Source organism: Agrobacterium sp. El2ro-1b (genome assembly GCF_048298475.1).
In the GTDB taxonomy this organism is placed as follows: Bacteria; Pseudomonadota; Alphaproteobacteria; order Rhizobiales; family Rhizobiaceae; genus Agrobacterium; species Agrobacterium fabrum.
Genome location: NZ_CP103458.1, coordinates 2,707,970 through 2,719,971, shown reverse-complemented (window position 1 = coordinate 2,719,971; position 12,002 = coordinate 2,707,970). Strand labels below are relative to the sequence as shown.

Here is a 12,002-nt window from a genome sequence, read left to right as displayed (position 1 = left end):
AAATCACACCTCATCTCTTATCGAAAACGACAAGTTCCTTGAAGTGGTTCATATCCTTGAATTCACAAAAAGCCGGCGGGCGCATCTGTATAACGGGCGCTGCGACGCGCAGTTTTTCCAGTTCCTCATCGAGCATCGCCTGCCAGCGCGACAGACACTCGGGTTCAAACCAACTGACAATGTAGGACAGGGTGATATGGAACTCATAGGTGTCATGATCGGGATGACGGTAGCCGAAAAAATCGGCGAATGTATCGCGCCAAAGAGCCACGATGCTATCGTCCTCAGCAGTCGCTCCCTTCATGACCAGTCCGACCGGGCGCAGACCCGTAACCCGCATGTTGAATGCCGGCAGTGTCGGAAAAGTAGAAAGACGATCACGATAATAGTCCGTCACCGCGTCGATAGGCGTATCGAGCGCCAAGGTCTGCGGCCAGTAGGGCAGAGCCCGGCGCGACTCGATAACGCCTTGAAAAACCGTCATATGCAGGCTGGAAACCGGTGTGAAGGCGAGTTGCGACGCCTCCGGCATGTAAAGGAAACGCTGACGGGTCGAGACGATAGCGCTTTCGGTCTGCGATCCCTCGACAAGATGGCACACGACCGTATTGCCGGGCTCCGGCAAAAACTCACCCTCTGCACTGAAACGGCTGCCCAGATGGCGTGGTGGCTGATCGTGGTTGGCGGCAGAGATATAGTCGAGGTCTTTCGAAACGAGCGGGGCGTGCATGGGAAACTCCTTGTGAGATGTTTCCCCCTAGTCTGCACAGACGACAAGGCAATGACATCGACCGCTCAAAGGCCGGTCAATGCGCCTCATCCCAATTGTCGGCCGCGCGCGCATCCACTTTCAGCGGCACTCTCATGGAAATAGCCGGCATGGCCGCATCCTCCATGACGGAGACGACGACAGGCAGGGTCTTTTCGATTTCCGCTTCCTCGACTTCGAAGATGAGTTCGTCATGCACCTGCAACAGCATGCGGGCGGAGAGCTTTTCCGCCTCCAGCGCCGGCTCGATGCGGATCATGGCGCGGCGGATGATATCGGCCGCCGAGCCCTGGATCGGCGCATTGATGGCCGCGCGTTCGTTGAAGGCCTTCACGGACGGGTTGGAAGAGCGGATTTCCGGATAATGGGCGCGGCGGCCGAAAATCGTCTCGACATAACCGTTCTCGCGGGCAAAGGCTTTGGTCGCTTCCATGTAATCGCGAATGCCGGGAAACCGCTCAAAATATTTCTTGATATAGTCCCCCGCCTCGGAGCGGGCGATGCTGAGCTGGTTGGCGAGGCCGAAAGCGGAAATGCCATAGATGATGCCGAAATTGATCGCCTTGGCGCGGCGGCGCACGTCCGACGGCATGCCTTCCACCGGCACGCCGAACATTTCCGATGCGGTCATTGCATGAATGTCGATCCCGTTTTCGAAGGCGTTTCTGAGCTGCGGGATATCGGCGACATGGGCAAGCACGCGCAGTTCGATCTGGCTGTAGTCGGCCGAGAGAAGCTTGTGTCCGGGCGTGGAGATGAAGGCCGTGCGAATCTTGCGGCCTTCGGCCGTGCGGACCGGGATGTTCTGAAGGTTCGGCTCCGATGAGGAGAGACGCCCCGTGGTGGTGGAGGCGAGCGCGTAAGAGGTGTGCACCCGTTTCGTCTCGGGATGAATATAGCTGGGCAGCGCATCCGTATAGGTGGATTTCAGCTTGGTCAGTTGCCGCCAGTCGACGATCTTGCGCGGTAGCTCCGCACCTTCCGCCGCGAGGTCTTCCAGAACCTGCGCCGATGTCGACCATTGGCCGGTCTTGGTCTTGGAGCCGCCCGGCAGCCCCATCCTGCCGAACAGGATATCCCCGAGCTGCTTCGGCGAGCCAATGTTGAAACGCTCGCCCGCCAGCTCGTAGATTTCCTCTTCGAAGCTCGCAGCCTTCTGCGCAAGTTCGCCGGAAAGGCGCGACAGGATTTGACGGTCGACGGTGATGCCGCGCTCTTCCATATGCGCCAGTACCGGCACGAGGGGGCGTTCCAGCCGCTCATAAACCTTGGTCAGCCGTTCCGAGACGAGCCGGGGCTTAAGCGCCATCCACAGCCGCAGGGTGACGTCGGCATCTTCAGCCGCATAGGCGGTCGCTTTGTCGATGTCGACAAAATCGAAGGTGATGCTCGACTTGCCCGATCCCGCCACGTCCTTATACGCGATCGGCGTGTGACCCAGCCAGCGTTCGGAAAGCGTATCCATGCCATGCGTCGTCTTGCCGGCTTCGAGAACATAGGAAATCAGCATCGTATCGTCGAAGCTGCGCATAACGACGCCGTGGCGTTTCATCAGCAGGTAATCGTATTTGAGGTTCTGCGCGACCTTGAGGACAGCATCGTCCTCAAGCAGGCCCTTCAGACGCTCCAGAGCTTCGGCAAAGGGCACCTGCCCTTCGGCGAGCTTGATGCCATCGCTGAAGAGATCATCACCTGAGCCGGTCTTGTGGGTCAAAGGGACATAGGCGGCGCGGATATCCGTGCCCGAGGCGTCCTTGTCATTATCGGCAATGGCCAGCGAAAAACCGACGAGTTCCGCCTGCATCGGGTCGAGCGAGGTCGTTTCCGTATCGAAGGCGACGACGCCCGTCTCCCGGGCGGCGGCAATCCAGCGATCCAGCGTCGCAAGATCCCTGATCGTCGTATAGGCGGTGGTATCTATCTTGGTGGCGGCAAAAAGCGCCTGTCGCGCCGTGGCGAGATCGGCGGGCGTGCTGCCTTCGCCAATCATCCTTTTTGCGGGAGCTACAGCCGAAGCCGGCCTATTGTTAGCCTCGGCGGACACGTCGCCAGCCATAGCGGCGGCCGGCGCATCGAGATCGGGACCATGGGCATCGGTGCCCCATTGCACCGGCACATTGGCAGGGTCGATGGCAGAGGCATCGCTGTCAGTGGCTTCGGCAACACGGCGGGTCAGCGTCGTGAATTCCATGGCCTTCAGGAAGGCAATGAGCTTCGGGCCATTCTGCGGCTCAAGCACCAGTTCCTCGAGAGACTGCTCCAGCGGCACATCGGTTCTGAGCGCCACGAGCTGTCTGGAAAGGCGGGCAAGCTCCGCATTGGCGATGATGTTTTCCCGGCGTTTCTGCTGCTTGATTTCGCCTGCCCGCGCCAAAAGCGTATCGAGATCGCCATATTCCTCCAGCAGCTGCGCCGCCGTCTTCGGCCCGATGCCGGGAATGCCCGGGACATTGTCGGTGGAATCGCCGGTCATCGCCTGCAGGTCGATCATCTTTTCCGGGCCGACGCCCCATTTTTCGATGACATCGGGAACGCCGATCTGTTTGTCCTTCATGGCGTCGTACATATGCACATTGGCGGTGACGAGCTGCATCAGATCCTTGTCGGACGAGATGATGGTGACATCGGCGCCGATCGCCTCGGCCTGCCGGGCATAGGTTGCTATGATATCGTCCGCCTCGAAGCCTTCCGTCTCGATGCAGGGAAGGTTGAAAGCGCGCGTCGCCTCGCGGATCAGACCGAATTGCGGCACCAGATCTTCCGGCGGCGCAGAGCGATTGGCCTTGTAGAGATCGTAAAGCTCGTTGCGGAAGGTTTTTGACGAATAGTCGAAAATGACAGCGAAATGGGTCGGCGTGACGCCGACATCGGTATTGCGCGCATCCTTCAGGAGCTTCCACAACATGTTGCAGAAGCCGGAGACGGCGTTGACCGGCAGCCCGTCCGACTTGCGGTTCAGCGGCGGGATGGCATGGAAGGCCCGGAAAATGAAACCGGAGCCGTCAACGAGGAAGAGATGATCGCCTTTTTTCATGGGTAGCATGGATAGCGCGGGGCCGTTTTGGCGTCCACCGAAACTTCGCACAACACACTGTAAAGCGCGGGTAATGCAGCCGATCACGAGGCCCACAAAATTCACCGCAACGTTACCGATTTGTAATCCGCTCTTCCCTTGAAAAGCCGCATTTGCACACACATTTCTTAGAGGACGGCGCCTGATCACGCCGTAGTCTGATAGCTGGCTCGTCCCCCGCCGCGTCAGACCGGACAAAGGCCTTTCCCCCTCTCCGGGCCTTTGTCCTCCAATATGACCGCCATGGCCGACCCCTCCCGGCCATGGCGGTTTTATTTTGCGCCCTGTTTGGGCTGGTCTAAACATACCGTGCGATATATACCACGCTATTAAAGTGACCGGCTTTCCGCTGGCGACGATGTGCATGGACGGAAGAATGGGTTTTTCCCGGGATGAATCGGCAATCTATCTCGCCGCGAAGATGGCGCGGGAATTCACCATGTCGCTGCAGAAAAGAGCCGCTGCACTCGGTTTTTCTCCCGGCCAATTTCCCATCCTCATCGAGCTCTGGCATGAAGAAGGCCTGACGCAGCGGCAATTGCTTGATCGAATCGATGTCGAACAGGCAACGCTTGCCAATACGCTGTCACGCATGGAACGTGACGGGCTGATTGTCCGCAAATCCCATCCAAGTGACCGGCGCGCCCAGATCATCGAACTGACCCAGCGCGGCCGGGATCTGGAGGCGAATGCCATTGCCGCTTCCGAGGCTACCGAAGACACATTGCTTGCGGATTTCCGGCGCTTTGAGCGACAGCTTTTGCTGGAATATATGCGCCGGGCGATCGAAAGCGCTAAAAAAGCAAAATAACCCCAACGGGCCAAAACCGCTTCGCAGTTTTCGTGAACTACTCTATCGTTCCGGCGGCCACGCGCTTGCCGATTCACGGCACGCCCGCCCTTGTTTCCCGCGATGTGCGATGCCCGGATATCTGGTCTTCGCCGGGTCACGACAGACATGACAGGATCAGCGATGACAGACGTTTCCCCTATTCTTTCCAACGCCGACGACAATCTGACTTCCAGCCTGGAGCGGTTGTTCGAACTCGTGCGTATTCCGTCGATTTCCACCGATCCCGCCTATAAGGCAGAATGCCGCAAGGCCGCGGACTGGCTGGTGAGGACGCTTTCCGCGCTCGGCTTTACGGCTTCGGTGCGCGATACGGCCGGTCACCCGATGGTGGTTGCGCATCACGATGCGGCGGCCAAGGATGCACCGCATGTGCTTTTTTACGGCCATTATGACGTTCAGCCGGTCGATCCGCTTGATCTCTGGGAAAATGATCCGTTCGAGCCTGCCATCAAGGATATCGGCGCCGGCCGGAAGGTGATCACCGGACGTGGCACGGCTGACGACAAGGGCCAGTTGATGACCTTCGTGGAGGCCTGCCGGGCCTATAAGGCAGTCAATGGCGGCCTGCCGGTGCGCGTCACCATTCTGTTTGAAGGTGAAGAGGAATCCGGCTCGCCTTCGCTGAAACCGTTCCTCGACGCCAACGCGCAGGAGCTGAAGGCCGATTATGCGCTGGTCTGCGATACCGGCATGTGGGACCGGGATACGCCCGCCATCGCCGCTGCCCTTCGCGGGCTGGTTGGCGAAGAGATCGTCATCACCGCGGCAGACCGCGACCTGCACTCCGGCCTTTTTGGCGGCGCCGCCGCAAATCCGATCCACATCCTCACCGATATCCTCGCCGGTCTGCATGACGAGACGGGCCGCGTGACGCTTGCAGGCTTTTATGACGGTGTGGAAGAAACCCCTGCCAATATCAAAGCATCCTGGGAAACGCTCGGACGTTCGGCGGAAGCCTTCCTCGGTGAAGTCGGCCTTTCGGTTCCCTCGGGTGAAAAGGGCCGTTCCGTGCTGGAGCAGACCTGGGCGCGGCCGACAGCGGAAGTCAACGGCATCATCGGCGGCTACACCGGCGATGGCTTCAAGACCGTGATTGCGGCGAAAGCCTCCGCCAAAGTGTCGTTCCGCCTCGTCGGCGAGCAGAACCCCGCGGCCATTCGCGACAGCTTCCGGGCCTATGTGCGATCCAAAATTCCGGCCGATTGCTCCGTGGAGTTCCACGAGCATGGCGCATCACCAGCCATCCAGCTGTCTTACGACTCGCCCGTGCTCACCAAGGCCAAAAACGCACTATCGGAAGAGTGGCCAAAACCCGCCGTTGTCATCGGCATGGGCGGCTCGATCCCGATCGTCGGCGATTTCCAGAAGATGCTGGGCATGGATTCGCTGCTCGTCGGCTTCGGCCTGACTGATGACCGCATTCATTCGCCGAATGAAAAATACGAGCTGCAGTCCTTCCATAAGGGCATCCGCTCCTGGGTCCGCATTCTGGACGCACTCGCAGCGAAATGACAAAAAAGAGGAAGCACCGGGTAATCCGGCGCTTCCTCTTTTCCGTTTGCGCATCGCAAAAACAAAAAGGCCGGGCGAGCCCGACCTTTCCATCCGTTTTTCGTCAGTGCCAGTACATCCGTGGTCAAAGCGTTCAACGGTCTGATGTTCCAGGGCGCGTCCATTTTCATGGCCGCTGCCTTTCACCATCAGGATCGGCTGCTTCGGTTAATCTTTGGTTAACACGATAACAGCGGCACTTTCAAAATGCCCGCCTGACAGTTTTCATCCGAAACACTGCTGAACCCTATATTGGTATGCACTCCCGCCTTTTCAAGGTCTGCCTGTTCGGCACGTCTTTCAAAAGAAAAAGGCCGGAAAAATCCGGCCTTTCCATTCATGCGAATGACCCTTAAGGACAAAGCGCTTATCAGGAAGCGACGAGCTCACCTGCGGACATCTTGCCCGAGCGGCGGTCCTGCATCAGCTCGTAGGAGAGCTTCTGACCGTCGTTGAGGGCGGTCATACCAGCACGCTCAACAGCGGAGATGTGAACGAATACGTCCTGCGAACCGTCGTCCGGCTGAATGAAGCCGTAGCCCTTGGTTGCGTTGAACCACTTTACTGTACCAGTCGCCATAACGATTTCCTTCCGTTGGCAATTGTATTTGCACTGCAAGCAGTGCGGACTTGGGTCGAATTTGAAGGAAAAGATCGTCGTGAGCGTCTGGAAAGACGCCGAAGCTCTGGTCGTCAAACAAATATCGATGGCGAAGTACGTAGGTTGGAAGGGTCTCAAAGTCAAGTTTCTTTGAACAGGACAGCCCTTGAGGAGAGACGAGTAAGGGGGCAGCCAGACCGCCAAAACCGCAATCGCCAAAACGCAAAAACCCGGCGCGGGAGGAGGTGCGCCGGGTTCTTGAAACTGACTGACAATTGGGAGGAGGAGTATTGTCAGTCCAATCGGGCGACGCTGGGAGGAGGAGTGCGTCGCTTCGATGATTTGAAGATACAGGATATCAGCTTAAAAAACAGACGTTTCATCGCAGCGCAGCATTGCAAAAAACGCATAGCTATTTCAGGGCGACTTGAAGCCCGCCCGCGTAGCGCCTAATAAATACGCATGTCTATCGAATCCGTCAGAGCCTTTTTCATCGAGAAATCGCCCGAAGTGACCGTGATTGAAACGGAAGCCAGTTCGGCGACGGTCGCACTGGCCGCTGAAGCACATGGTGTCGACCCCGACCAGATCGCCAAGACCATCTGCCTGAAGGCTGGCGACACCATTCTTCTCGTCGTCACAACCGGCACGAAACGCCTCGACAACCGCAAATTCCGCGATCATTTCGGTGCGAAGCCACGCATGCTCGGGCCGGAAGAGGTGGTTGCGGTGACCAGCCATCCCATCGGCGGCGTCTGTCCTTTCGGCCTTCCTTCGGCCCTACCAGTGTTTTGCGACATATCGCTGAAAAACTATCACGAGGTAGTTCCGGCGGCTGGCGCCACCAACGCGGCGGTGAAGATTTCGCCTGATGTCATGGTGGAGTTGACGGGAGCGGAATGGGTCGACGTCTGTCAATGACGCCGATTTGATCCGGCCAAGGACTTAACCCCGCCTTAAATCGCCGCATTTACACTCTTCATCCTGGATTAAGGATCGCGCAGGCATAGAGACGCGTAACAGGAGTGACTTCGGCTGGATGGCAGGCAAGGGTAAATCACGCGAACGGGTAGAACCTTCCTTCGGGGATTTTCACGAGTCCGGTGATGACCTGCGTCTTGACGCCAGCGAACGCATCAGCGGAACCACAAAACAGCAAGCCAAGAAACCGAGGCCGGCATCCGGCCGTACCAAATCCCGGAAGAAAGAAAAGCGTAGCCGCAATTCGGGCCGGGGCGTGACGGGCTTCATCCGCTCCCTCTTCTACTGGTGCATCGTGCTCGGCATCTGGGGCGGTATCGGCGTTGCCGGGCTTGTCCTTTATTATGGTGCGCGCATGCCGAGCGCCAGCAGCTGGTCCATTCCCGAACGACCGCCGAATGTGAAGATCGTTTCGGTCAATGGCAGCGTGCTTGCCAATCGCGGCACCACCGGCGGCGAGGCGCTCGCGCTGGAAGACATGTCGCCCTATATTCCACAGGCGGTCATGGCGATCGAGGATCGCCGGTTTTATTCGCATTTCGGGGTAGATCCGCTGGGTCTCGGACGCGCCATCGTAACGAATGTGCTGACGGGACGAGCTGTGCAGGGTGGCTCGACGCTGACACAGCAGCTGGCGAAAAACCTGTTCCTCTCGCCCGACCGGACGCTGGAACGCAAGGTGCAGGAAGTGCTTCTGTCTTTCTGGCTGGAGCACGAGTTCACCAAGGACCAGATCCTCGCGATGTATCTCAATCGCGTCTATTTCGGCTCCAATGCCTATGGCGTCGAGGCGGCTTCCCGGCGCTACTTCAACAAATCCGCGCGTGACGTCAATCTTGGCGAAGCAGCAATGCTGGCCGGGCTTCTCAAAGCGCCTTCACGCCTTTCGCCGGCGCGCGATCCGCAGGCGGCGGAAGAGCGGGCGCAGGTGGTGCTGCAATCCATGCGCGATGTCGGCTTCATCACCGATGACGAAATCAAGACTGCGATGTCGCAGCCGCCGACCAAGGCGAAGCGGTTCTGGTCGGGTGCCGAACATTACGCCGCCGATATGGTGCTGGAGGAAGTCCGCGGCCTGGTTGGCGAGGTCAAGCAGGACATCGTTGTCGATACCACCATCGACCCCAATCTCGAGCGCGACGCCGAAAAGGCGCTGACCCATGTGCTGCAGGGTGACGGCAAAAAACAGGGTGCCTCGCAGGCGGCGCTGGTTTCCATCGACGGTACGGGCGCGATCCGGGCCGTCGTCGGCGGGGCGGATTATGCGCAAAGCCAGTTCAACCGCGCCGTAAAGGCAAAACGGCAACCGGGCTCTGCCTTCAAGCCTTTCGTTTACGTCGCCGCACTCGAATCGGGGCTTACCCCCTACACGATCCGCAACGACGGGCCAGTGCGCATCGGAAACTGGACACCGGAAAACTACGAAAAGAAATATCGCGGCGAAGTCACGCTCGCCACCGCGCTTGCCAATTCACTGAACACGATCGCCGCACAGCTGGTGATGGAGGTCGGCCCGGAACGGGTGACGCAGGTGGCACATCGCATGGGCATCGAATCGGAGCTGCAGAACAATGCCTCCATCGCACTCGGCACTTCTGAAGTGTCGCTGATGGAGCTGACCGCTTCCTATGCTCCCTTCATGAATGGTGGCTACAAGGCGACGCCTCACATCGTCAAGCGCATCACCGATGCCGATGGCAAGGTTCTTTACGAAAACAAATACGATAATCCGCCGCGCGTGCTGAGCGAAGAGATCGCCGCGACCATGAACGGCATGTTGTCGCGCGTCATCACCGAAGGCACCGGCAAGGCCGCGCGCCTGCAAGGCTGGCAGGCGGCAGGAAAATCCGGCACGACCCAGTCCTTCCGCGACGCCCTTTTTGTCGGCTACACAAGCAACCTCACCACCGGCGTCTGGTTCGGCAATGACGACGGCACCTCCATGAAAAAGGTCACCGGCGGCGGACTGCCGGCACGGGCATGGAAGGATTTCATGACCGCTGCCCATTCCGGGCTCTCGCCTTCGCCGCTTTTCGGCCTCGGCGCAGGTGGCGTACCGCCGCTCGGGGACATGCAGCAGCCGGCACCGGACGCCGCCCCCTCATCCATCGGCGACATCATTTCCAATGCGCTGGGTGGCGGAACGACGGACACCCGCGCCTATCCCGATGCGCCGGCTTCACCCAACCAGCAGGGCATGGCCATGCCGCCGGCGAGCATACCCTCCCGCAATATCGAACCAGGCTACCAGGCCGGCAACGGGCCCGTGCCACCCGCCGACATAGGCGGCCAGGCCCCCGCACAATCGGGGCCGAAGCAGACGACGCTGCTTGACATTCTGATGGGAAATTAAGCGGCGCCGCGTAACGGGCCAGCGGATTTCATAACGCATGGCGAGATGGCCGCGACACGCTCACCCTCCCGCAAAACCCCGCTTTTCCAAAGACTTTGCCCTTCGCATCCGCAGCCATGAGCGGAGACGGTGCGACGCCGCAACATATGCGTGCGCGCCGATTAACCCTAGATTGCCATTTGCGCAAATACGACTACATTTTGGGTGACTTTTTAGGGTGAATGAATTATTAATCGTTCATATAAATTAATTTTCTTGTTTCAAAATAACTTTTCAGGGTTCCATATTATGCTGGGTACTAAAAGCTCATCGCATGCCGTTTTTTACGGCGCTCCCTATCCCGCCGTCCCGTTTGAAACGGCGGAAATGCAATCTCCCATATCGGATAAAAAACCATCTTCATTGCAGCGCGGCCAGTTTGCGCTCAAAAGAACCATCGACATTGCAGGGGCGTCCATCGCCCTTGTCGCACTTGCCCCCGTATTGGCGACCGTCGCATTGCTGGTAAAGCTCGACAGCAAAGGCCCGGTCCTGTTTTCCCAGGTCCGCTGGGGCATGAATGGAAGAAAAATCCGCGTCTATAAATTTCGCTCGATGCAGGCCGAACTGGGTGATGTTACCGGAGTGGCGCAAACGGTGAAGAACGACCCGCGGATAACCCGTATCGGCGCCATTCTCCGCCGCACGAATATCGACGAACTGCCGCAGCTGATCAACGTCCTCAAAGGCGACATGTCGCTGGTGGGCCCACGCTGCCACGCCATTGGCATGCTGGCGGCCGGCCGTCTTTATGAGGAGCTGGTTCCCCATTATCACATGCGGCACCGGATGCGGCCCGGCATTACCGGCCTCGCCCAGATGCGGGGACTACGCGGCCCCACGGATCGTAGCGACAAGGCTCGTGCCCGGATCGTCTCCGATCTCTATTATGTCGAGAATTTTTCGGTCTGGCTCGACATCAAGATCATGGTCGGAACGGTGATTTCCGAATTGCGCGGCGGCAAGGGCTTCTGATTCTTCAGGCGCTATTGCCGTATTTGCAATCCACCCGTCCAAAAATAAAAGCCCGGCAGCGATGCCGGGCTTTTATCATGAAACCATCGTGATGATCAGTTCATCGGTGCGGGAGCCGCATTCGGATCCGGAAGCGGAGCCGGGTTTGCAGAAAGTGAGCGCAGATAAGCGATGAGGTCGGCTCTTTCCGTTTCCTTCTTCACACCCGCAAAGCCCATGGCCGTGCCGGGAACGTGTTTCTTGGGGGCTTCGAGGAAGAAGTTGAGATGATCGTAATCCCAATGCACGGTAGCTCCCTTGGAGAAATCCTTCATCCCAGCGGAGTAGCTGAAACCTTCGTGGCTGGCGATCGGCCGGTTGACGACATCGAAGAGATTGGGGCCGACCTTGTTTGCACCACCACTCTCTCCGGTGTGACAGCTCGTACACTTCTTGAAGACCGTCTCGCCCTTGGCGGCATCGGCGCTCGCAAGCAATTTTGCGATCGGCGTCGCGGCTGCAGCGGCTTCACCGCCACCGGCTTCACCGCCGCCGCTTTCTGCCGCAACGATGGTGTAACCTTCCTTTTCGGGCGCAGGCGCATGAAAAATGCCCTCAGACGCAATCGACACCGACATCAGGACGAAAACCGTGCCGAGCAACGCCCCAACGCCCATATTAACATAAGAATTCATCTATATGCGCTCCCTCGCATCCGCTCCATATAACCGGGCATCTTGAAATTACTCGAAAGCTATGGCTTTTGCACAGCCTGCGCAACTTGAATGATGGTCCCCACTCCGTGACGTTTTGACACTTTTCGGGCGG

9 protein-coding genes are annotated in these 12,002 nt (G+C 58.6%); 5 read left to right on the top strand and 4 right to left on the bottom strand.

The features are described 5' to 3' along the window. Positions 1 to 10 precede the first annotated feature (10 nt). Together NYR50_RS13240 and polA are read right to left on the bottom strand one after the other, a co-directional pair. Positions 11 to 730, bottom strand: a complete 720-nt coding sequence (locus NYR50_RS13240; RefSeq protein WP_418136242.1) for a DUF1868 domain-containing protein — start codon at positions 728 to 730, stop codon at positions 11 to 13. Between the two features lie 76 nt (positions 731 to 806). Beyond that, positions 807 to 3,803, bottom strand: coding sequence for a DNA polymerase I (gene polA, locus NYR50_RS13235; RefSeq protein ID WP_418136241.1), 2,997 nt, complete (start codon positions 3,801 to 3,803; stop codon positions 807 to 809). Positions 3,804 to 4,218: 415 nt separating this feature from the next. Between polA and NYR50_RS13230 the strand changes: the two genes are divergently transcribed. Both NYR50_RS13230 and NYR50_RS13225 read left to right on the top strand, forming a co-directional pair. Continuing rightward, positions 4,219 to 4,653: a MarR family winged helix-turn-helix transcriptional regulator gene (locus NYR50_RS13230; protein ID WP_418136240.1), complete on the top strand. Its 435-nt coding sequence runs from the start codon at positions 4,219 to 4,221 to the stop codon at positions 4,651 to 4,653. Between the two features lie 162 nt (positions 4,654 to 4,815). After that, positions 4,816 to 6,207 carry a dipeptidase gene (locus tag NYR50_RS13225; protein ID WP_418136239.1) on the top strand — a complete coding sequence of 464 codons (1,392 nt, stop codon included), beginning with the start codon at positions 4,816 to 4,818 and terminating at the stop codon, positions 6,205 to 6,207. Positions 6,208 to 6,616: 409 nt separating this feature from the next. Here the strand turns inward: NYR50_RS13225 and NYR50_RS13220 are convergent, their stop codons facing one another. After that, positions 6,617 to 6,826 carry a cold-shock protein gene (locus tag NYR50_RS13220; RefSeq protein ID WP_418136238.1) on the bottom strand — a complete coding sequence of 70 codons (210 nt, stop codon included), beginning with the start codon at positions 6,824 to 6,826 and terminating at the stop codon, positions 6,617 to 6,619. Between the two features lie 483 nt (positions 6,827 to 7,309). Here NYR50_RS13220 and NYR50_RS13215 point away from each other — a divergent pair, with 483 nt between their 5' ends. The 3 genes from NYR50_RS13215 to NYR50_RS13205 all read left to right on the top strand — a co-directional run bounded on the left by NYR50_RS13215 (position 7,310) and on the right by NYR50_RS13205 (position 11,195). Further along, positions 7,310 to 7,768: a YbaK/EbsC family protein gene (locus tag NYR50_RS13215; RefSeq protein WP_418136237.1), complete on the top strand. Its 459-nt coding sequence runs from the start codon at positions 7,310 to 7,312 to the stop codon at positions 7,766 to 7,768. A 118-nt stretch (positions 7,769 to 7,886) separates the two neighbouring features. Further along, the gene (locus NYR50_RS13210) at positions 7,887 to 10,181 is read left to right on the top strand and encodes a transglycosylase domain-containing protein (protein ID WP_418136236.1); all 2,295 of its coding nucleotides are present in this window, start codon (positions 7,887 to 7,889) and stop codon (positions 10,179 to 10,181) included. A gap of 288 nt (positions 10,182 to 10,469) precedes the next feature. Beyond that, positions 10,470 to 11,195 carry a sugar transferase gene (locus NYR50_RS13205; RefSeq protein ID WP_236776929.1) on the top strand — a complete coding sequence of 242 codons (726 nt, stop codon included), beginning with the start codon at positions 10,470 to 10,472 and terminating at the stop codon, positions 11,193 to 11,195. Positions 11,196 to 11,290: 95 nt separating this feature from the next. Here the strand turns inward: NYR50_RS13205 and NYR50_RS13200 are convergent, their stop codons facing one another. Continuing rightward, complete coding sequence (locus NYR50_RS13200; RefSeq protein WP_418136235.1) at positions 11,291 to 11,869, bottom strand: c-type cytochrome; 579 nt, start codon at positions 11,867 to 11,869, stop codon at positions 11,291 to 11,293. Between the last annotated feature and the right edge of the window lie 133 nt (positions 11,870 to 12,002).

Bases quoted from the DNA above. Each gene is read 5' to 3' on its own strand.
- NYR50_RS13200 (WP_418136235.1), bottom strand. From the start codon at position 11,869: ATGAATTCTTATGTTAATATGGGCGTTGGGGCGTTGCTCGGCACGGTT.
- NYR50_RS13210 (WP_418136236.1), top strand. From the start codon at position 7,887: ATGGCAGGCAAGGGTAAATCACGCGAACGGGTAGAACCTTCCTTCGGG.
- NYR50_RS13230 (WP_418136240.1), top strand. From the start codon at position 4,219: ATGGGTTTTTCCCGGGATGAATCGGCAATCTATCTCGCCGCGAAGATG.
- NYR50_RS13215 (WP_418136237.1), top strand. From the start codon at position 7,310: ATGTCTATCGAATCCGTCAGAGCCTTTTTCATCGAGAAATCGCCCGAA.
- NYR50_RS13225 (WP_418136239.1), top strand. From the start codon at position 4,816: ATGACAGACGTTTCCCCTATTCTTTCCAACGCCGACGACAATCTGACT.
- polA (WP_418136241.1), bottom strand. From the start codon at position 3,803: ATGAAAAAAGGCGATCATCTCTTCCTCGTTGACGGCTCCGGTTTCATT.
- NYR50_RS13240 (WP_418136242.1), bottom strand. From the start codon at position 730: ATGCACGCCCCGCTCGTTTCGAAAGACCTCGACTATATCTCTGCCGCC.
- NYR50_RS13220 (WP_418136238.1), bottom strand. From the start codon at position 6,826: ATGGCGACTGGTACAGTAAAGTGGTTCAACGCAACCAAGGGCTACGGC.
- NYR50_RS13205 (WP_236776929.1), top strand. From the start codon at position 10,470: ATGCTGGGTACTAAAAGCTCATCGCATGCCGTTTTTTACGGCGCTCCC.